This window comes from Acinetobacter defluvii (assembly GCF_001704615.3).
Taxonomy (GTDB): Bacteria; Pseudomonadota; Gammaproteobacteria; order Pseudomonadales; family Moraxellaceae; genus Acinetobacter; species Acinetobacter defluvii.
The window spans coordinates 3,126,587-3,148,162 of sequence record NZ_CP029397.2 but is presented as its reverse complement, the minus strand read 5'-3'; the positions used below and the strand labels follow the sequence as shown (position 1 = coordinate 3,148,162).

The 21,576-nt window shown below is 39.7% G+C and carries 19 protein-coding genes and 1 tRNA gene; 15 read left to right on the top strand and 5 right to left on the bottom strand.

Annotated features, from left to right (window positions below):
- Positions 1 to 346 precede the first annotated feature (346 nt).
- Positions 347 to 1,300, top strand: a complete 954-nt coding sequence (locus tag DJ533_RS17570) for a cation diffusion facilitator family transporter (protein ID WP_065993819.1) — start codon at positions 347 to 349, stop codon at positions 1,298 to 1,300.
- Positions 1,301 to 1,342: 42 nt separating this feature from the next.
- Here DJ533_RS17570 and DJ533_RS17565 read toward each other — a convergent pair whose 3' ends face one another.
- From DJ533_RS17565 to DJ533_RS17550, 4 genes are all read right to left on the bottom strand, one after another.
- A complete protein-coding gene (locus tag DJ533_RS17565; RefSeq protein WP_065993818.1) occupies positions 1,343 to 1,687 on the bottom strand; it encodes a zinc-ribbon domain-containing protein in 345 nt (114 codons plus the stop codon).
- Between the two features lie 108 nt (positions 1,688 to 1,795).
- Positions 1,796 to 1,871, bottom strand: a tRNA-Glu gene (locus tag DJ533_RS17560).
- A gap of 91 nt (positions 1,872 to 1,962) precedes the next feature.
- Positions 1,963 to 3,471 (bottom strand): glutamate--tRNA ligase, encoded by a 1,509-nt coding sequence (gene gltX, locus DJ533_RS17555; RefSeq protein ID WP_065993817.1) that lies wholly within the window; start codon positions 3,469 to 3,471, stop codon positions 1,963 to 1,965.
- Positions 3,472 to 3,612: 141 nt separating this feature from the next.
- The gene (locus DJ533_RS17550) at positions 3,613 to 3,924 is read right to left on the bottom strand and encodes a hypothetical protein (RefSeq protein ID WP_065993816.1); all 312 of its coding nucleotides are present in this window, start codon (positions 3,922 to 3,924) and stop codon (positions 3,613 to 3,615) included.
- Between the two features lie 373 nt (positions 3,925 to 4,297).
- Between DJ533_RS17550 and DJ533_RS17545 the strand changes: the two genes are divergently transcribed.
- From DJ533_RS17545 to DJ533_RS17500, 10 genes are all read left to right on the top strand, one after another.
- Positions 4,298 to 5,296 carry a sulfate ABC transporter substrate-binding protein gene (locus tag DJ533_RS17545; RefSeq protein WP_065993815.1) on the top strand — a complete coding sequence of 333 codons (999 nt, stop codon included), beginning with the start codon at positions 4,298 to 4,300 and terminating at the stop codon, positions 5,294 to 5,296.
- Between the two features lie 243 nt (positions 5,297 to 5,539).
- Positions 5,540 to 6,556, top strand: coding sequence for a sulfate ABC transporter substrate-binding protein (locus DJ533_RS17540; RefSeq protein WP_065993814.1), 1,017 nt, complete (start codon positions 5,540 to 5,542; stop codon positions 6,554 to 6,556).
- A 92-nt stretch (positions 6,557 to 6,648) separates the two neighbouring features.
- Positions 6,649 to 7,092, top strand: a complete 444-nt coding sequence (locus DJ533_RS17535) for a GNAT family N-acetyltransferase (RefSeq protein WP_065993813.1) — start codon at positions 6,649 to 6,651, stop codon at positions 7,090 to 7,092.
- Positions 7,093 to 7,265: 173 nt separating this feature from the next.
- The gene (gene rsmH, locus DJ533_RS17530) at positions 7,266 to 8,192 is read left to right on the top strand and encodes a 16S rRNA (cytosine(1402)-N(4))-methyltransferase RsmH (protein WP_065993812.1); all 927 of its coding nucleotides are present in this window, start codon (positions 7,266 to 7,268) and stop codon (positions 8,190 to 8,192) included.
- On the top strand, positions 8,189 to 8,521 hold the full coding sequence (gene ftsL, locus DJ533_RS17525; RefSeq protein ID WP_065993811.1) for a cell division protein FtsL: 333 nt from the start codon (positions 8,189 to 8,191) through the stop codon (positions 8,519 to 8,521). The genes rsmH and ftsL overlap by 4 nt, the downstream gene beginning before the upstream one ends.
- A 9-nt stretch (positions 8,522 to 8,530) precedes the next feature.
- On the top strand, positions 8,531 to 10,366 hold the full coding sequence (gene ftsI / locus DJ533_RS17520; protein WP_065993810.1) for a penicillin-binding protein PBP3: 1,836 nt from the start codon (positions 8,531 to 8,533) through the stop codon (positions 10,364 to 10,366).
- Between the two features lie 7 nt (positions 10,367 to 10,373).
- Positions 10,374 to 11,870: a UDP-N-acetylmuramoyl-L-alanyl-D-glutamate--2,6-diaminopimelate ligase gene (locus DJ533_RS17515; RefSeq protein WP_065993809.1), complete on the top strand. Its 1,497-nt coding sequence runs from the start codon at positions 10,374 to 10,376 to the stop codon at positions 11,868 to 11,870.
- Between the two features lie 9 nt (positions 11,871 to 11,879).
- On the top strand, positions 11,880 to 13,289 hold the full coding sequence (locus DJ533_RS17510) for a UDP-N-acetylmuramoyl-tripeptide--D-alanyl-D-alanine ligase (RefSeq protein ID WP_065993808.1): 1,410 nt from the start codon (positions 11,880 to 11,882) through the stop codon (positions 13,287 to 13,289).
- Positions 13,289 to 14,407: a phospho-N-acetylmuramoyl-pentapeptide-transferase gene (mraY, locus tag DJ533_RS17505; protein ID WP_065993807.1), complete on the top strand. Its 1,119-nt coding sequence runs from the start codon at positions 13,289 to 13,291 to the stop codon at positions 14,405 to 14,407. The genes DJ533_RS17510 and mraY overlap by 1 nt, the downstream gene beginning before the upstream one ends.
- Positions 14,408 to 14,460: 53 nt before the next feature.
- Complete coding sequence (locus DJ533_RS17500) at positions 14,461 to 15,294, top strand: putative RNA methyltransferase (protein WP_215900543.1); 834 nt, start codon at positions 14,461 to 14,463, stop codon at positions 15,292 to 15,294.
- A gap of 223 nt (positions 15,295 to 15,517) precedes the next feature.
- Here the strand turns inward: DJ533_RS17500 and DJ533_RS17495 are convergent, their stop codons facing one another.
- On the bottom strand, positions 15,518 to 16,033 hold the full coding sequence (locus DJ533_RS17495) for a tetratricopeptide repeat protein (protein WP_228716502.1): 516 nt from the start codon (positions 16,031 to 16,033) through the stop codon (positions 15,518 to 15,520).
- A gap of 211 nt (positions 16,034 to 16,244) precedes the next feature.
- Here DJ533_RS17495 and DJ533_RS17490 point away from each other — a divergent pair, with 211 nt between their 5' ends.
- The 4 genes from DJ533_RS17490 (at position 16,245) to parC (ending at position 21,448) form a co-directional block, all read left to right on the top strand.
- Positions 16,245 to 16,724 carry a YchJ family protein gene (locus DJ533_RS17490; RefSeq protein ID WP_065993804.1) on the top strand — a complete coding sequence of 160 codons (480 nt, stop codon included), beginning with the start codon at positions 16,245 to 16,247 and terminating at the stop codon, positions 16,722 to 16,724.
- Between the two features lie 60 nt (positions 16,725 to 16,784).
- Positions 16,785 to 17,429 carry a trimeric intracellular cation channel family protein gene (locus DJ533_RS17485; protein ID WP_065993803.1) on the top strand — a complete coding sequence of 215 codons (645 nt, stop codon included), beginning with the start codon at positions 16,785 to 16,787 and terminating at the stop codon, positions 17,427 to 17,429.
- 156 nt (positions 17,430 to 17,585) lie between these two features.
- Positions 17,586 to 18,905: a niacin transporter NiaP gene (gene niaP, locus DJ533_RS17480; protein ID WP_065993802.1), complete on the top strand. Its 1,320-nt coding sequence runs from the start codon at positions 17,586 to 17,588 to the stop codon at positions 18,903 to 18,905.
- 323 nt (positions 18,906 to 19,228) lie between these two features.
- The gene (gene parC, locus DJ533_RS17475) at positions 19,229 to 21,448 is read left to right on the top strand and encodes a DNA topoisomerase IV subunit A (protein ID WP_065993801.1); all 2,220 of its coding nucleotides are present in this window, start codon (positions 19,229 to 19,231) and stop codon (positions 21,446 to 21,448) included.
- The last annotated feature ends 128 nt before the right edge of the window (positions 21,449 to 21,576 follow it).

Here is a 21,576-nt window from a genome sequence, read left to right as displayed (position 1 = left end):
AAAAGAACATTTACAGTGTAACATTGAAAAAATGCAATGAAATGATCCCTTAATATATTGAACGGTTAAAAAATTATTTGGAAAAAGTAAGTGAATTGACCAAAAAATAAAATAATTGTTCAGTTGAGCGCACTGAAGATCTTTATTTTTTAAAATGATTTAGTTCAAAAATCTATAGCATTTATAAAAGGAAAGTATGTTAAAAGTGCAATAAAGCAGAGTTAGTCACAGATGTATTCTCTAGCAAGCAAAAACGTATTTCACTTTATTTATATCATAGAGGCGTTACAATCTATTGGGCTAAAAGGCTTTTAACTTGTAATTCTAAGAAAATAAAGGAGTAGGAATGAGCGAACATCATGGGCATGATCATAGTCATGCAGTCGTGACAGAGGATAATGCCAAAAAACTTACCTTTGCACTGATTCTTACTACCACATTTCTAGTGATCGAAGTGATAGCGGGTTTTGTGACGCAGAGCTTGGCATTGCTTTCTGATGCAGCACATATGTTTACTGATGCGGCAGCTTTGGCAATTGCGTTGGTTGCGATCAAAATAGGTAAATTACCTGCGGATGATAAGCGTACTTTTGGTTATCAGCGTTTTGAGATTTTAGCTGCGCTTTTTAATGCTTCAATGTTGTTTATGGTGGCAATTTATATTCTTTATGAAGCATTTCAGCGTTTTAGCCAACCTCCAGAAATTCAAAGTTTGGGAATGTTGTTGGTTGCAGTGATTGGGTTGGTGATTAATCTCATTTCAATGAAAATTTTAATGTCGAGTGCTCAAGATAGCTTAAATGTCAAAGGTGCTTATCTAGAAGTATTGAGTGATGCACTTGGCTCGGTAGGTGTAATTATTGGTGCAGTGCTGATCTATTTTACAGGTTGGGTCTGGGTTGACACCGTCATTGCGGTATTGATTGGGTTTTGGGTATTGCCACGCGCTTGGACTTTGCTTAAACAGAGTATCAATATTTTATTGGAAGGTGTGCCTGAAGAAATCGATATTGAGAAGTTACGTCTAGATTTGTTGGCTTTAAAAGGGGTGGAGAGTATTCACCAACTAAAAGTGTGGGCAATCACTTCTAAGAATATACATTTAACAGTACATTTATTTGCACCAACAGCAGATCGAAATTTCCTTTACCAAGAAGCGTTAGAAATGCTGAGCCATACCCATGGCATTAAGGAAATGACTTTACAGATCGAAGATGATGTTTGTATGGCACAGTCTCATGAACATTCAACGATAGAACAACATTCACATGATGATGAATCACACTCGCACTCACATTAAGTGAGTATGAGTGTGGGCTAACTAAATCTTAAAAAATTAGAATTATTGAATATGCCACTCATGATTACACTCACGGCATTTCCAGTGTTTATTGGCATTCATAAAAGATTGCATCGAGATTTTAAAATCTGGAAGATCACGCCAAAACAGAATCCCAGCGACCACACAAATAAGGAAAGCGACGACGGTCGCAATTTGTAATGTTTGACCTGCACCATTGCTAAATAGCCACAACGCCACGCTAATGACCACCAAAAGTAATAAAATAAATAATGCAGGAATCAAAATGACTAAGCTTTTCGGGACAACTGGGCGTACAGCCGCAGTATCACCATTGGCAACAGGAAGAATTTTAGCACTTTGACATTTCGGGCAACGGTATTGCATCACAACTCCACAGATATTTTATAATGTTGATTTTAGCGGATAGATGAGAAAATAAGAAATTTTCAGCAATAAAAAAGCCACTGATTGAGTCAGTGGCTTTTTCGAATTTGGCGTTCCTACGGGGATTCGAACCCCGGTTACCGCCGTGAAAGGGCGATGTCCTAGGCCTCTAGACGATAGGAACTTATGAGGCAACAGGATTAAGTTTTTTAACCATCTCGCTGTATGGGCGCTATATTATGGATATAACGCCGCGTCGTCAACTAAAAAATTAATTAAGCTTGATCAACTGCATCATTTTTCGGCAATTTTAAGCTTTCATTGAGTTTTTCCCATACTTTTGCTTCTTTTTTACTCGGACCACCGACGATTTCAAGCGCATGACGTAAACGTGCAAAGGTTAAATCAGGTCCAATGGTAACCATAGATTGCATCACGGGGGTTGACGAAGTAGAGCCTGCAATTGCAATAAAGAAGGTTGGCATGAAGTCACGTAGTTTGATGCCCATTTGATTTGCCAAGTCCATTAAAGTCTGGCTGACAGTATCATTGTTCCAAGTAAACATACTTTCTAAGCGCCAAATTGCAAATTGTAAGCTTTGACGAACTTGTTCTTCAGTTAATTTTTTACTTTCAAACTGTTCTTTGCTGATCGTTGGGAATTGATTGAAATAAAAACCAGCCCAATTTACTGCTTCAGAGAGGAGATTGATACGCGGTTGAATCGCTGCTGCAATTTCTTCTAAGGTTTGACGATCAGATTTCCAAGTCAATAGGGTATTCAATAGTTCAGCAGGCGTTAAACCTTTGATCCATTGACCATTTAACCAATTCAGTTTTTCTACATCAAAGATCGGACCACCCAAAGATACCCGTTGAATATCAAAGTTCTCAATCATTTCAGCCAAAGTGAACTTTTCACGCTCATCAGGCATTGACCAACCCATACGACCTAAATAGTTTAACAATGCTTCAGGCAGTACGCCGATGTCTTTGTAATAGTTGATTGAAGTTGGGTTTTTACGTTTAGACAGTTTTGATTTATCTGGGTTGCGTAACAATGGCATATGGCAAAGTACAGGCATTTCCCAACCAAAGTATTGATATAAGAGTTGGTGTTTAGGTGCGGATGGAATCCATTCTTCACCACGAATCACATGGGTGATTTGCATTAGATGGTCATCAACCACATTGGCTAAGTGGTAAGTAGGTAAGCCATCAGTTTTTAGCAGAATCTGCATGTCGACTTGCGCCCATGGGATTTCGACTTCACCACGTAGCATGTCGTTAAATTTACAAATACCATCTTCAGGCACTTTCATGCGAATAACATGCGCCTCACCTGCAGCCAAACGACGTTGTACTTCTTCTTCTGAAAGCAATAAACCACGACCATCGTAACGTGGTGTTTCACCACGTGCTTGTTGTTCTGCACGCATTTGATCTAATTCTTCTGCTGTCGCAAAACAGTAAAAAGCATGACCTTTTTCAACCAAGTCCAACGCATATTTTTTATAAATATCCATGCGTTCAGACTGGCGATATGGAGCATGAGGGCCGCCTACATCAGGACCTTCAGACCAGTTTAAGCCTAACCAACGTAATGAATCTAAGATCATTTTTTCAGATTCAGGGGTTGAGCGTAATTGGTCTGTATCTTCGATACGCAGAATAAATTCACCACCATTTTGCTTGGCAAAACATAGGTTAAATAAAGCGATATACGCTGTTCCTACATGAGGGAAGCCTGTAGGAGAAGGTGCAATACGAGTACGAACGGTCATAGTCAACTATTATTCAGAATGTAAATTGGGAACTATTATAACGAAAAAGCCCAATCGCTTAAGGGTTAATTCACCAATAAACAATTGGGCAGGCTCATTCTCAGGGGGATAAGTATATTGAGCCGTTAAAAGTTTTAAAAATTAAGAGCTATGTGGTTGGAAAATAGCTTGTACCAAGCGAGAAAAGCGTTGATGTTGTTCTGCTAAGAAATTCTGTGAGGCAGTGCTTTTTAGTGAGGTAAAAACTTTAAGATCATCTGGGTTTGATAATATTTTATTGCCTTCACGTTTTTGTTGATTTAAAGCTTTTTCAATCGGAGAAAGTTTTTCAGTCATCACTTGTGATGGCGTAACTGTTGTTTGGCTTTTAGTAATCGCAGCAGCCTGCGTCACTTGCATGCCTAGACCTAAAGTTAAACTTAATGTAAATAATTTAATCATCTGTAAATTCATGGTATTCCCCCACAAGGACATTATTTTTAGTTTAAGAATTCCTCTTACTGGCATATTTTAACCATAAATAGTCACAATATGTACAATAGCGTCACATATTTTTACAAAAATGACATTTTTTGTCGCTTTTAATCAAAAATACGATGTATTTGTAAGAGCTGCGTATTAATAGCAAATAAATGTGTAGTTATTGTGAAGGAGTATACATTTTTCTCTAAATTTAAAATACTTTATTTTTGAATAACCTTATATGCAAAAAAGATATCTAAAATATAGCTATTGGTTTTATATATTGTTATAACTCTATGATTGTAAATTAAAAAAACAAAACATAAAGTAATCTTAATTTAGAAACTAAACCTGTGAAATTAAAATGAAAAAAATGATAGTGGCAACTGTAGTCAGCTTAATGGGGTTAAGTAGTTTAAGTGCTTATGCTGCAAAAGATTTTTTAAACGTATCTTACGACCCAACACGAGAGTTTTATCAAGAATATAATAAAAGTTTTGCTACTTTTTGGCAGCAGCGTACAGGACAAACAATTGAGTTTAAACAGTCACATGGTGGTTCTGGTAAGCAAGCACGTTCAGTGATTGATGGGTTGCAAGCGGATGTGGTGACTTTGGCATTGGCAAATGATATTGATGAAATTGTCAAAGCAGGCTTGATTGAAAAAGATTGGCAGAAAGAATTTCCAAATAACTCAGCACCATATACATCTACAGTGGTTTTCTTGGTGCGTAAAGGAAATCCTAAAAATATTAAAGATTGGAATGATTTAACGAAGCCAGGTGTTGAAATTGTGACACCAAATCCCAAAACAGGGGGCGCACCACGTTGGATTTATTTGTCTGCATGGGGCTATGCACTAAAACAACCGGGTGGAAATGATGTCAAAGCACGTGAATTGGTCAAAAAACTCTATAACAATGTCAAAGTTTTAGACTCAGGTGCACGCGGTTCGCTGACCACTTTTGCTGAGCGTGGCATTGGCGATGTATTGCTGTCTTGGGAAAATGAAGCAATTCTAGCCACGTCTGGACCTGATAAAGACAAGTATCAAATCGTTTATCCTTCTATTTCCATTTTGGCAGAGCCTTCAGTGGCGATCGTAGATAAAAATGTCGCTAAAGATGGTAATCGTAATTTAGCCAAAGGTTATTTAAATTATTTATATTCTCCACAAGGGCAGGAGTTGGCTGCAAAATATCATTTCCGTCCTCGCAATGCCCAAGTTGCAGCAAAATATGCGGCAAAGTTTCCAAAAATTAAACTATTTACCATCAATGACGTTTTTGGTGGTTGGGCAAAAGCACAGCAAACCCACTTTGTAAATGGTGCGATTTACGATCAAATTTCATCTGAAAAATAAGCTGGTTTGAATATCTCAAAAAGGAAAAAAGAGAATTTATTAATTCTCTTTTTTGTATAAGCAATGCTAAAAAATCTATAAAATATAAATAAGTAGATTGTTTTGAGATTTTTATAAATAGAAACAAATGATTATCATACGATTGATTGATAAAAATACAATTTGAGTAGAAATTATTAAATTGCGGTTTATCTGCTTATTTCATATATTTAGCACAATTCAAGATTTTAGTACTGAAACGTCATGAAAATTCAAGTGAGAACATGGCTGCACGTTGCATTGCTTGCAGCTGGTGTAGCGGTGACTTCAAATGTAGCGCAAGCCGCTGATCGTCAATTTTTAAATGTCTCTTATGATGCAACCCGTGAATTCTACGATGAATTCAATAAATCATTTGGCACCTATTGGAAAAACCGTACAGGTCATACGGTAAACTTCAAGCAATCACATGGGGGGTCGGGCAAACAAGCACGTTCAGTCGTAGATGGTTTAAAGGGCGATGTGGTGACACTTGCGTTGGCAAATGACATTGAAGAAATCGTAAAATCAGGTCAAATTGACAAAGGTTGGCAGAAAGAATTTCCACATAACTCAGCACCTTATACCTCAACGATTGTGTTTATGGTACGCAAAGGCAATCCAAAACACATTAAAGATTGGACTGATTTGACCAAGCCAGGGGTGCAAATCATTACACCTAATCCAAAAACAGGCGGATTGCCTCGTTGGATTTATTTGTCTGCGTGGGGCTATGCGCTGAAACAACCGGGTGGTAACGATGCCAAAGCACGTGAATTCGTGTCTAAAATGTACCATAACGTGAAAGTCATGGATCCTGCCGCACGTGCTTCGATGACAACGTTTGCTGAACGTGGTATCGGTGATGTATTACTGACGTGGGAAAATGAAGCCATGATCAGTAAAAAAACTTTAGGCAATAAATTCGATATCGTTTATCCATCTATGTCTATTTTGACTGAGCCTTCGGTTGCGATTGTGGACAAAACTGTGGCGAAAAATGGCAATAAATGGCTAGCAACAGGCTATATTAACTATTTATATTCACCAATTGGTCAGGAAATGGCTGCAAAACATTTCTACCGCCCACGTAATGAAAAAGTTTTAGCGAAATATGCAAAGCAATTCCCGAAACTAAAAACTTTTACCATTGATGAAGTATTTGGGGGTTGGGCTAAAGCGCAGCAAACCCACTTTGTAAATGGTGGTGTGTTTGATCAAATTTATAACGATAAACGTTAATATTTTGCTGATCTAAATGCAAAGCCTCCTATTTTTAGGAGGTTTTTTATGTACATTGGATTTATTTTAAAAACAGTATATTAGGAGAAGTAATGAGTGTAAAAATAAGAGCTGCAACAGTTGATGATATTGATCTGATCTTTGATATTCGTACAGCTGTAAAAGAAAATCATTTATCAAAACAAGAATTAACTGAATTGGGTATTACGCACGATGTTATTTCGGAATTGATTACAGATACAACATCGGTATGGGTTGCTGAATATGAGCAGCGTGGCTGTGGGTTTGCGATTGCGGATCAAGAAGAAGGGAGTGTTTTTGCAATGTTTGTTTATCCTGATGCTGAAAATAAAGGGATCGGAAAAGCATTGCTGCAGAAAATGGAACAGATTTTGTTTGAAAAATTTTCAGAGATTTGGCTTGAAACAGACCGTCATAGTCGAGCTTTCACGTTTTATTCGCATCAAGGTTGGCATGTTCAAGAAGAGTTGGCACAAGGTGATGTGAAAATGCTAAAAAGTAAATCAGTTGAATGATGTGTTTCACTGTATTGAAGGTACTTTCATTTTCAAAAATGAGCGATTTATTTTTAATTAAAACGGTTTTCCCTATAGAAAGTAATATTTTCCTACAAAAAGACGTTTGGAGCTTTGACAAAACAAGGTAATAATGTGCAGTTACATTTTCTGACTGAATTGAACCTGAACTTATGTCCCATATTTCTGTATTGCTACATGAAACTGTTGATGCGCTCCTTGCTGACCGAAATACAGGAATCTATATTGATGGGACTTTTGGACGTGGTGGTCATACCCGATTATTATTGTCTAAGTTAAATGAAAATTCACAAGTTTTTGCTTTTGATAAAGACCCACAAGCTTTGGCTGTGGGCGCTGAACTTGAACAACAAGATCCAAGATTTAAAATCATTCACGCAAGCTTTGCTGACTTACAACAAGAACTACAACAACGTGGCATTGATCAGGTCGATGGTGTTATGGCAGATTTGGGCGTGTCTTCACCGCAACTTGATCAGGCAGAACGTGGTTTTAGCTTTATGAAAGATGGACCTTTGGATATGCGGATGGATAACTCTCAAGGTCAAACTGCAGCTGAATGGTTAGTCGATGTAGATGAAGAACATTTAGCCAATGTCATTTTTCAATACGGAGAAGAGCGCTATAGTCGCCGTATTGCTAAAGCCATTAAACAAGCGGGATATATTGAAACCACTGCACAGTTGGCTGAAATCGTGAAAGTTGCACACCCAAAATGGGAGAAAAATAAACATGCTGCAACCCGTACTTTCCAAGCGATTCGTATTGAAATTAATAAAGAATTAGATGATGTGCATGCTTTCTTGCCACAAGCTGTAGATGTATTAAAAGCGCATGGACGTTTAGCAGTGATTAGTTTTCATTCTTTAGAAGATCGAATTATTAAACAATTTATACAAAAAGAATCAACTTTAGCAGAAGATAATGGTTGGGGTTTACCTCAAAAAGTGCAGGATACTCGTCGTTTGAAAAAAATTGATCGTGTGCGTGCAAGTGAAGCTGAAGTGAAGGAAAATCCACGTTCACGCAGTGCTTGGCTTCGTGTCGCAGAACGCTTAGAACAGAAAGGCGCAGAATGAAAGAAGAAATTGTAGAAGAGCGGAACAACCGACAGGCGATAAAAAAAGCAATATTTTATGCTTTTTTGTTGTTCTTGGTATTAGGTAGTGCATTTATGGTGGTGCTACAGGTTTTTGCTTATCGGCATGATTTCCGAGAGCTGAATGGTTATATGCGTGAAAGAGAAACCATTAATGCCGAATGGGGGCGTTTATTAATTGAGCAACAAACTTTTGGCGCAACTGCACAGATAGGTACACGTGCTGTAACGCAACTCCGTATGTATTCGCCACCCGCAGCGCAAACCGTTGTGATTTCATTACCGTCTGAACCTGAGCAAAAGAAATAGGCAAGTTGTATGGTAGATAAGCAAAACAAAGCCCCCCGTCAACCGCGAAAAAAACAGCAGCCTATTTCTGCTAAGTCTTCTGTCGCTGTAGATATGTGGCGTTATTATTTGATGTGGGGCGTGGTACTGCTGTGTTTTATCATGTTGGTTGGACGTGCTTTTTATGTGCAAGTCATCAATAAAGACTTTTTGCAAAATAAAGCCAATGCCAATATTCTACGAACTGAAAAACTTAAAGCCATGCGTGGCGTGATCAGTGATCGTCATGGTGTTCCTTTGGCGATCAGTACCCCGATTATGAAAGTGGTGATTGATCCACGTGAATATTTTGAAACCAAAGCCCAATTTGAAAAAATTACAGAAGAGCTCAAAAAAACACCTGAAAGCCGTAAGTTAAAACGTCAATTGCCAGATGAAAATCTAAATTTAGATGAATTGGCAGATGCGGTTGGCATTGACCGTGCTGATTTAAAGAAAAAATTAGCTGAACGCCCTCGTTCACGTTATTTGGTATTGAAAAAAGAAGTACCTCCACCGCAAGCAGATATTATTACCAAGCGTAAATTTGCAGGTGTATATTCTGAGAAAATGTATAAACGCTATTATCCACAGCCACAACCGAATGCGCAGATTATTGGTTTAACCAATAGTGAAGGTACAGGGATTGAAGGTTTGGAAATGCAGCTCAATACCCGTTTGGCTGGTGAAGATGGCGAGCAAAAAATTTCTCGTGATAAACACGGTAACCGTATTGCTACACCTGAAGTCATCAAAGAAGTAACACCAGGTGAAAATGTGACGCTGAGTATCGACTCACGTTTGCAATATATTATGTACCGTGAGTTAACTGCGGTCGGTGTTGCCAACAATGCACGTTCTGCCTCTGCAATCGCCGTGGATGTCAAAACAGGTGAAATTTTGGCGATGGGCAGTTGGCCTTCATACAATCCAAATGATAAAAATGGTTTGAAAAACAAAGATGCCATGCGTAACCGTGGTGCAATTGACATGTTTGAACCCGGTTCAACCATGAAGCCGTTTACAGTTGCCGCCGGTTTAGAAAGTGGTAAATACACACCAAATTCGATCATTAATACTAGCCCAGGAACAATGCGTTTAGGCTCACATACTATTCGTGATACGCATAACTATGGTTCATTGACCGTGACTGGTGTAATTATCAAATCTTCGAACGTCGGTTCTGCGAAGATTGCCCTTTCTTTACCCAAAGAAACACTACCAAGTTTCTTTAGAAAAGTCGGTTTTGGTCAACGTTCTGCAGTGAAATTCCCAGGTGAAAGTAGTGGTTTAGTATTACCGCCAAATAAACTGAACTCTTCGCAAATTGGGACTATGGCGTATGGTTATGGTCTAAATGCCACGATTTTACAGTTGGCACAAGGCTATGCGATGTTGGCAAATCATGGCGTAGAATATCCGCTTAGTTTATATAAACTTCAAGATCAGCCAAAAGGCAAACAAGTCTTAGAACCAAAAATCGCAGATGATGTATTGTTGATGCTTGAGCAAGTCACCATGCCAGGTGGTACTGCCAAGCAAGCCAATATTCCAGGCTACCGTGTTGGGGGGAAAACAGGGACAGCGCATAAGCTGCGTCCTGATCATAAAGGTTACTCAAATACCGAATATCGTGCGCTATTTGCAGGTGTTGCCCCGATCAGTGATCCACGCTTGGCGATTATTGTAGTGGTGGAAAATCCACGTGGACAATATTATGGGGGGTTGGTTGCAGCCCCAGTCTTTGCAAAAATTATGCAAGAATCTCTACGTTTAATGAACGTACCGCTTGATAAACCTCTCGACTCTATCAATCCATCCAAATAGGTGAATGATGACGATTCATTTTCAAGACATTTATCCCGTCGACAATCTCCAAACTTGGATGGCAGCGCCATTTCAAGGCTTTTGTTTAGATAGTCGAGCGGTGAGTACAGGGCAAATTTTTATTGCTCTAAATAGCTTTTCACAACCTGAAAAAACCTTACAGTTTGCTCGATCTGCGCTAGAAAAAGGGGCTTTGGCGGTGATCAGTGAGTCTGACTTAGCTTTGCAAAATAGTTGGACATGTCCTGATGTGCGTCATCTCATGGGACAATGGCAGAAACAATATTTACAAGCGACTGATCCAATCAACGCTACACGTGTATTGGCTGTGACAGGGACCAATGGTAAAACCACGATTTCCCGTTTGGTGGCAGAGTTGTTAATGCTCAAAGGTCGTAAATGTGCGGTGATGGGAACGACGGGCAACGGCATTTTACCGAATCTTGAAGCATCTTCACATACCACTTTGGATGCGTTGCATTTACAAAACCTGTTGCATGAATTTGCGCAAAATGGTGCTGAGTTCGCATCAATTGAAGCCAGTTCGCATGGTTTAGAACAAGGGCGTTTGAATGGTGCTGATATTGAAATAGCCGCATATAGTAATTTAAGTCGTGATCATTTGGACTATCATGGCACGCTTGAAGCGTATGCCGAAGCTAAATCTCAGCTATTTAAATTTCCAAGTTTAAAAGTGGCGATTATCAATGTAGATGATGCACATGCCGATATCATGCTCAATGCTGCAAGTAGCAATCAAGCGCATCCTAAAGTATTAACTTATTCCACTTCAAAAGCTGCGGATTATCAAGTTTTTGGTATTCAGTATAGTTTAGAAGGTGCAAGCTTTCATTTAAAAACTGAAAAAGGCGAATATACCGTTAATAGTCCTTTGCTTGGGCATTTTAATATTGAAAATCTGCTAGCGAGTTTGATCATGGTCGAACAGGCAGGTTATGACCTAGCAGAGTTGATCGCACTTGTACCGAAGTTAAAGGGTGCACCTGGACGTATGCAAGTCATCCGTGATGAAGATCGCTTATTTGTCGTCGATTACGCACATACACCAGATGCCTTAACCCAAGTGTTAAAAACTTTAAAACGCCATGTTGAAAATCAACTGTGGGCGGTGTTTGGCTGTGGCGGTGATCGGGATCGGGGTAAACGTCCACTGATGACCAAAGCTGCCTTAGAGCAAGCAGATCCAGTGTTGATGACTTCGGATAACCCACGCACTGAAGACCCTGAACAAATCTTCGCAGACATGAAACGTGATGTGAATTTTGAAGAACATCATGTCAAAGAAATTCATGATCGCCGAGAAGCGATTAAATATGCAGTCAAACATGCCCAATCAGGTGACATTGTGGTGATCGCAGGAAAAGGTCATGAAAACTATCAAGAAATTGATGGGGTGCGCCATTGGTTTGATGATGTCGTAGAAGTGCAATCAGCAATAGAGGCACAACATCATAAACCTCATTCAGCATACCCCGCGCAGTAGGAAGAACAGATGCATACCTCAACAACCAGTACTGTGCCATTGCAACCATGGTCAGCAGCACAACTCGCTGAAGCAACACAGGGCTATTGGTATTTAGATAAAGCACCGCAAAGTGACATTAAACGTATTTTGACAGATTCACGTCATGCTGAATTGGGGGATGCCTTTTTAGCACTGAAAGGTGAGCGTTTTGACGCACATGATTTTGTGGCACAGGTGGCTGAAAATGGTTGCCAAGTTGCTATCGTGAGTCATCCTATTGATGTAGATATTTGTCAGCTTGTGGTTGCAGATACGCGATTCGCTTTAGGGCGCTTAGGAGCTTATCGGCGTGCACAAAATTCACAGCTGAAAGTGATTGCACTGACAGGCAGTAGTGGTAAAACCACCACCAAAGAAATGTTGGGAAGTATTTTGTCGCGTTTAGCACCGACTTTGATTACTCGTGGTAATTTGAACAATGATCTCGGCGTGCCGATGATGTTGCTTGAACTTCGTGCTGAGCATCAATATGCAGTGATGGAGTTGGGTGCAAGTCATCAAGGTGAAATTGATTACACCTCCAATTTGGTTCAACCGCATGTGGCTGGGATTTTAAATATCGGTACAGCACATTTGGGTGAATTTGGTGGGCGTGATGGTATTTGTCGCGCCAAGTCTGAGATTTATGCACATATTGATCCAAGTGGCACTTCAATTGTGCCTGCCCAAGATGATTTTAGTGATAGTATTCGCCAAGCAGTACGAACTGAACATGTGCTCAGTTTTGGTCAAGGTGGCGATGTATTTGCAACAGACATTCAATTACATGCCCAATCTGCAATTTTTACGCTTAATACGCCCCAAGGCTCAAAAGCTGTAAATTTACCTTTTGCAGGTCAGCACAATGTGCATAATGCCGAGGCAGCAACCGCCTTTGCATTGGCAATCGGTGTGGCTTTAGATGATATTGTCATCGGGCTTGAACAAGCGCAAGGTGCAAAAGGTCGCTTGAATTTTATTCAAAAAGACAATTATTTGTTTATTGATGATACTTATAATGCCAACCCAACATCGATGCGCGCTGCTGCTGAGGTTTTAGCACAGCAACAAGGCATCAAAGTGATGGTGATGGGGGATATAGGTGAGTTAGGTCAAACAGCGGCACAACAACACTATATGCTCGGTCGTGATCTGGTTTCAGTTAAAGGAATTAACTTTGTGGTTGCTGTAGGGGAGTTTGCTCCCGCAGTACAAGAGGGGGCAAGAAGCACCCAATATGGTAAAAAAATGCAAGCCTTTCTTACACAAGCGCAAGCATTACCACTTTTAATGAGTTTAATTGAGACACATCAACCGCAGTCCATGAGTTTCCTATTTAAAGGTTCTCGTTATACCCATATGGAAACGTTGATGGCTGAATTGATGGAGAAAATTTAATGCTGTTTTGGTTGTTTCAACATTTGGCAGGCTATGAAAATGCCTTTCAAGTGGTTCGGTATTTGTCTTTACGTGCCTTGCTGAGTGTCTTAACGGCATTGGCAATTGGTTGGGCTTTAGGCCCTGTGATGATTCGTAAATTACAAGCCTTAAAATATGGTCAAGCAGTCAGTTCATTTGCACCAGAAAACCATGCCAAGAAAATGGGTACACCGACCATGGGTGGGATTTTAATCCTACTGTCGATTGGCATCAGTACCTTGCTTTGGGCAGATCTATCCAATCCTTATGTATGGATTGTACTGGGGGTGATGGTGATCTTTGGTGCAGTGGGTTGGGCGGATGATTGGATTAAAGTTCGCTATAAAGACAATGCAGGCTTACCAGCTAAGAAAAAATTCTTTTGGACATCTGTCGGCTCATTGGGTGCAGGGATTGCATTGTATGTGATTGCAACACAACAAGAAAATCCTATACATACTGCCAATATGTTGGATTTGTTAATTCCATTTTTCAAAAATCTCAGCATTCCATTGTCTGCAATTCCTTTGGGAATTGGCTTCATTGTTTTCACTTATTTGGTGATCAATGGGGGGTCAAATGCAGTGAATTTAACGGATGGTTTGGATGGTTTGGCAATCATGCCAATCGTACTGGTTGCAGCAGGATTAGGTGTATTTGCTTATTTGGCGGGTGATGTTCGTTTTGCCAATTATCTACATATTCCATATGTGAAATATACTTCGGAGCTTGTAATTATCTGTTCGGCAATGATCGGCGCGGGCTTGGCTTTCCTGTGGTATAATGCACATCCTGCACAAGTTTTTATGGGCGATGTTGGCGCATTATCACTCGGTGCGATGCTTGGTACAATTGCGGTCATGGTTCGCCAAGAAATCGTATTTGCCATCATGGGCGGTGTATTTGTCGTAGAAGCAATTTCGGTATTCCTACAAATCGGTTCATTGCGTATGCGTAATAAACGCGTATTCCTCATGGCACCATTGCATCATCACTATGAGAAAAAAGGTTGGCGTGAAACCCAAGTGGTAATTCGTTTCTGGATTATTACAATTATGCTGGTAGTTTTAGGTCTAATGACTTTAAAATTGCGTTAAGCACAAGTTGTTGAAGAGAGTCGGCATCTGCCGACTTTTTTTATGGCTTTAAAATGAGTTTGGAGAAGGTTTTGAAACAAATCAGGAATGTGTTGATGTGCCCTGTGTGTCGTGAAGCACTCAACTTAACTGAACGCACATGGCACTGTAACAATAATCATAGCTATGATGTGGCGAAGCAAGGTTATGTGAATTTGCATGTCGTTCAGCATAAACACAGTAAAAATCCAGGTGATACTCCTGAGTCTGTTCAAGCCCGTCGTGCCTTTCTCAGTGGTGGTTTTTATGCACCCTTACAGCAAGCAGTTGTAAACAAGATCCGTGATTTACGTATTGAAAACTTACTCGATATCGGTTGTGGTGAAGGTTATTACACCGATGCTATGCAGCAAGAAGTGATGCAATGTGTGGGTGTGGATATTGCCAAAAATGCAGTACAAGTTGCAGCAAAAATAAATAAAAATGTAACTTGGGTGGTTGGAACGGGTGCGACTTTGCCTGTGATGGATCAGTCGATTGACCTATGTACCAGTTTATTTAGTCCGATTCCACAAGAAGAAATTTTACGGGTACTCAAATCTGAGGGTTATTTGATGGTGGTGACACCTGCACCGAATCATCTCTATGCGATGCGTGAAGCTTTGTTTGATGAGGTCAATGCTCATGATCCGCATAAGTTTGTGGAACAATTACAAAAGTATTTTACTTTGCTCGAACAGCCAATTGTCGAATCTACTTTTGAGTTAGAACAGGCACAATTAAAAAACCTGATTGCCATGACACCTTATGCTTACAAAGCCAAAGCTGAAAAACGCCAAGCACTTGAACAGCTTGAAAAAATCAATTTAACAGCGAGTTTTCAGGTGTATTTGTTTCAAAAGAATTGATCTTATTTTTTAATCTTTTAAAAGCATTGGCTTTGAAATGGAAATAAGAAGGTGCTTAAGTCATCAATATTTATAAAATATCTAATCGATGCTTAAGTGCCTAAAAATAATAAAAAGAGATACCACGTAAATCGAGTTCTATGCAGTGCATAAGGTATACAGTGTCGATTAAATCACAAATCAATTTAAAAACCAAAGCAATACAATAAGTGATAGAAAAAATTTACTTTTGATCAATATTGGCAATCACCATCTGAGCAGAAATATTTCCATTTTTGGCAGCTTTCCTATACCAATAGATTGCTTTGTCTACATCACGAGGGACTCCGTTCCCATACGCGTATAGCATTCCGATATAAAGCTGCGCTTGAGCATAATTTTGTTCAGAAGCTTTTAAGTACCACTCCATTGCTTTTTGATAGTTACCCCTGACAGAATAAGATAGTCCTACATCATATTGGGCTTCAGGATCTCCTTGTAAAGCTGCCTTGGTTTCCCATTTTAATGCTTCATCTAAGTCTTGTGCGATTCTAAGTCGTCCTGATGCGTAAGCGATTGCTAAATCTTTTTGTGCACGAACATTTCCCTTTTCAGCACACTCTTTTGTTAGTTTTAAATCAAGCTTGATTAAGCCATCGATAATTGCTGCTGTTCTATTTTCATTGCTTTGTGGGCATTGTTCTGCAAATACATTTTGTGCATTTAGAGATAAGTACATTATTAGAATAGTTTGAATCATAAATTTCATTTATAAGATATTCTTTTGTGTGGAAATGGCTATATTATGATCGTCTAATATTATGGTATTTTGCACAATTATCTATGAGTTATTTGTTAGAGAGTATTAGATTCATTTTGATAAATGGTTATTAGTCCAAATATCTTTGTGAATTTTACTAAAAAACAGAAATTTTGCTAAAATTCTTTTATAAATATGCTTGAGCTTTTCTATGTCTAATCTCCCTTGTCCCTGTGGTTCATCTTTATACAGTGAATGCTGTCAGCCTCTACATCTAGGACAGAAAAAAGCCGAAAGTGCCGAACAACTCATGCGTTCACGTTATAGCGCATTTGCAAAACAAAAGATTGATTATATTGTCAAAACGACAGCGCTTGGACAACAACAAGCTTTGGATGTTAAAGCGATTGCAGATTGGAGCAAAGCCAACCAATGGTTAAAACTTGAAGTCGTAAAAGCACAAGAAAAAATTGATAAAAACCATGCCAAAGTTGAGTTTAAGGCACATTATTCAGCCTTGGATGGGACAGATCGATCTGTACAAATTCATCATGAAGTTTCACATTTTGTAAAACATGAAAATACGTGGTATTTCCTGGATCCGACCACAGATCAGCAGATCACCATGAAACAGCCCTGTATTTGTGGTTCAGGTAAAAAATTTAAGCAATGTTGCGCACAATATCTGTAACTTTTCAGGTGATTTGACTTAGAATAGCGCGCATCGATAACCCTCAGCGGAAGAAGGGCAATGTTGTTGTTAGTCATCTACATTATTGCAATTACGGCAGAAGCCATGACAGGCGCACTTTCGGCAGGAAGGCGGAGTATGGATTGGTTTGGTGTGGTGCTGATTGCTTGTGTAACTGCGCTCGGTGGTGGTTCGGTGCGAGATGTATTACTTGGACATTATCCGCTGACTTGGGTGAAACATCCTGAGTATTTAGTGCTCACTTGTTGCGCTGCATTTGTCACCATTTTAATTGCAAAATGGATGAAGCATTTACACTCCATCTTTCTTTTACTCGATGCTTTAGGTTTGATTGGTTTTACCATTATTGGTTGTCAGATTGCTTTGGACATGGGGCATGGCTTTGTTGTTTCTGCCGTTGCAGGTGTATTGACAGGAGTTTCAGGCGGTATTCTGCGTGATATTTTATGTAATGATGTGCCTTTAGTTTTCCGCCGTGAACTGTATGCCTCGATCTCATTTGTTGCGGTGATCTTCTATTGGTTCTGCATGGATGTTGGGTTGTCTTTAGAAGTAACAGTGATTTCGACTTTGGTTTTTGGTTTTTCTCTGCGTTGTATTGCGATTTATTTTGGTTTGGAAATGCCGAAATTTATCTATAAAGATGATGATGAACAATCAGCATCATCCAAAGATGAATCTTGATTTAGCCAAATAAAAAGCTTAGCTTTTAAATGATAGATGTCGGGTTCTGATTTAGATCAAAGTCAGAACCTTTATAATAATGAATACAATTATAAATCCTGTTGTGAAGGCAGCATCTCCCTTTCACCTGATACAGCATATTCATAGAGCACGATTATGGATTTAGTTTCACGCGTACAACGTCTACCCATCGGCAAGTTTCACTATACTTTGCTATGGGTCATCGGACTCGGTTGGATGTTCGATGCCATGGATACAGGTTTGATTTCCTTTATCCTGACCAAAATGGCTGAAGAATGGCAAATGACACCATCTGAAAAGGGCTGGGTGGTATCCATTGGTTTTGTTGGTATGGCAATCGGAGCAGTGTTTTCAGGTGGTCTAGCTGACAGAATTGGTCGTCGAACTGTATTTGCAATTACCTTAGTCACTTATAGCATCGCGACTGCTTTATGTGCCGTTGCGCCGAACTTAACATGGTTATTGGTTTTTCGCTTTGTGGTTGGTTTGGGACTTGGGGGGCAGCTTCCAGTTGCTGTGACTTTGGTCAGTGAATATATTCCTGCGCACGTTCGTGGGCGTTTTATTGTTTTACTGGAAAGTTTTTGGGGCTTAGGTTGGCTCGTTGCAGCGTTAATCTCTTACTTTGTGATTCCTGATTATGGTTGGCATATTGCCTTTTTGATCGGGGGGCTACCTGCAATTTATGTGTTTATGATTCTGAAAAAAGTCCCTGAATCGGTTCCATATTTAATCAATCGTGGACGAATCCAAGAAGCACATGCTTTAGTACAAAAACTTGAACGTCAATGTGGCGTGGAAGTAATCGAAACGATTGAAGTCAAACCTGTGGCGGAAAAGCAGAACATTTCATTTTTACAACTTTGGTCAAATCCTTTTGCTAAACGTACTTTGATGTTGTGGTTGATTTGGTTTGGAATCGTCTTTTCTTATTATGGTATTTTCACATGGCTACCAAGTCTATTGGTCAAACAAGGCTATAGCATCGTGCAGTCATTTGAATATGTACTTGGCATGATCTTGGCACAGCTCCCAGGTTATGTTGCTGCGGCATGGTTAGTGGAAAAGTTAGGACGTAAAGCGACTTTGGCAGGCTTTATCGGCATGTGCGCGGTGTCCGCTTATTTCTTTGGGCAAGCGACATCCGTCAGTATGATCATGTTGTGGGGTTGTTTGATGTCTTTCTTTAATTTGGGTGCTTGGGGTGTGCTTTATACATATACTCCTGAGCAATATCCAACCAATATCCGTGCCTTTGGTTCAGGTTGGGCATCTGCAATTGGGCGAATGGGCGGGATTGTTGCACCATTGGTGGTGACGCATATGATGGTTGCAAGTAATGGCTTTAGCGCAGTCTTTATGATGTTTACTGCTGTGCTTGTGGGTGTGGCTTTAGTGATCTTGATTTTGGGTGAAGAAACGAAAGGTAAGACTTTGGAAGAGATTGGTTTATAAGATGATTTAATACTTAATAATGTGGAGGGATCAAATAGGGAATGCTCCTTAATTTGGTCTTGCACAGTTAAAATAAAATCGTATGGCTTTATTTTTGTTTTTTGAAATTCAAAGAAAAGCGCTTTTATGACAGAGAAAGTCATGAACAAAATAAAATAACCAATTGCTCATTTTGCTAAAAATGGATAATTTTACAGCGCTAAATTTACCGAAAGACGTAAATTGTCGCAGAGTTACAAGACAGCCCCTTGTGTCATGCCAGCATGCGACTTAGCATAAGAACTTAGATACAAAAACGAATTAATTTAGGATTAAAGGTTGTTATGACAAGCCTTGCGCATCATGCGACAGAAAACCGTTCCGTAGCAGAATTTACCGAACAAGCTTACCTTAACTATGCCATGTACGTGATTATGGATCGGGCATTGCCACATATCAGTGATGGCTTAAAACCCGTACAGCGTCGTATTGTCTATGCGATGAGCGAGTTGGGTTTAAAAAATAGTGGTAAACCAAAAAAATCTGCCCGTACGGTCGGTGATGTACTGGGTAAATATCATCCACATGGTGACTTAGCCTGCTATGAAGCCATGGTGTTAATGGCACAGCCTTTTAGTTATCGCTATCCATTTATTGAAGGGCAAGGCAACTGGGGTTCACCTGATGATCCGAAGTCCTTTGCGGCAATGCGTTATACCGAAGCCAAATTATCCCAATACAGTGAAGGGCTGTTGTCTGAACTTGGGCAAGGGACTTGTGACTGGCAAGACAACTTTGATGGTTCAATGAAAGAACCTGTGCATTTGCCTGCACGCGTGCCAAATATTTTGCTCAATGGTACGACTGGGATTGCTGTTGGAATGGCAACGGATATTCCACCGCATAATTTACGTGAAGTGGTGAAAGGTACGATTGCACTGATTCGTAATCCAAATCTAAGTGATGAAAAAGTTGCGGAATATATTCCTGCGCCAGACTTACCGACCAAAGCGGAAATTATTACCCCGCCCGAAGAATTATTAAAACTACAAATCACAGGGCGTGGCAGTTACCGTACACGTGCGATTTATACCATTGAAAAAAATGAAATCGTGATTACTGAACTGCCTTATCAAGTTTCAGGCTCAAAAGTCATCACGCAAATTGCAGATCAAATGCAAGCCAAGAAGTTGCCGTTGGTCAGTGATTTACGTGATGAATCTGATCATCAAAATCCGACACGAATTGTAATTATTCTACGTTCAAATCGTATTGACGCTGAAGCAGTGATGAGTCATTTATTTGCAACGACTGACTTAGAGTCAAGTTATCGTGTCAATATGAACATGATCGGTGCAGATGGTCGTCCACAGGTCAAATCCATTCGTAAAATTTTATTAGAATGGATTGAGATTCGTAAACATACTGTCACACGCCGTCTGCAATATCATCTCAATAAAATTGAAAAACGTTTGCATATTTTGGCAGGTTTGATTATTGCTTATCTGAATATCGATGAAGTGATTCGTATTATTCGTGAGGAAGAGCAGCCGAAGCCTGTATTAATGCAGCATTTTCATATTGATGAAATACAAGCTGAAGCCATTTTAGAACTGAAGCTACGGCATTTAGCAAAACTTGAAGAAATGGAAATGCGTCGTGAGCAAGATGAACTTGAGGCACGTGCAGCCGTGATTCGTGAACAATTAGAAAATCCAGAATCATTGAAAAATTTGATCATTTCCGAGCTGAAAGAAGATGCGAAAAAGTTTGGTGATGATCGTCGTTCACCGATTGTACAACGTGCCGAAGCACATGCGATCAGAGAGCAAGACTTGATGCCTGCTGATCCTGTGACAGTGGTGTTGTCGGAAGCAGGTTGGATTCGTTCTGCTAAAGGACATGATATTGATGTAGAAAAATTGAATTTCCGTGCTGGTGATCAATATTTGAGTTCGGCACAAGGTAAGTCCAATCAGAAAGTCTATATTTTGGATGAAACGGGACGCAGTTATGCACTTGCGATTAATAGTCTGCCATCGGCACGAGGGTTGGGTGAGCCGCTCAGCTCAAAACTTTCGCCAGCCAATGGTGTAGGTTTTATTCAAGTTTTGGTTGAAGATGATGATAGTGAAATTATTGTAGCAAGTAGCGCAGGTTACGGTTTTAAATCACAAGCGAAGCAACTCGATACCAATGCCAAAGCAGGAAAAGCTTTCTTAACTGTTGCAGAGGGGGCGAAAGCTTTAACGGTTGAAGTCGTAGAGCAACATACACATTTAGCGGTGTTAAGTAGTGCAGGACGTTTGTTATTGCTCGATTTGTCAGAATTACCAACTTTAAATAAAGGTAAAGGTAATAAATTGATACAACTTGAAGCAAAAGAACAAATATTATCCATGACAACTTTTAGCTTAAATGAGACGATTCAACTGCTTGCAGGGCAGCAACAATTAAAGCTCAAGGGCGATGATTTACAAAAGTATATGGGTAAACGTGCGTCGAAGGGGCAACTCTTACCACGCGGATATCAAAAAGCAAATAGACTGTTGATTCATAGATAAAACTAGCATCGATTGTTAAAAATACGTTATATATATGCTGTGTATTCGTGAAAATGGATGCGATATTAAGCACAACAAGCCAAAAAACTATGCTTAATATAGAAAAAAACAGCTGAAAACTAAGGATT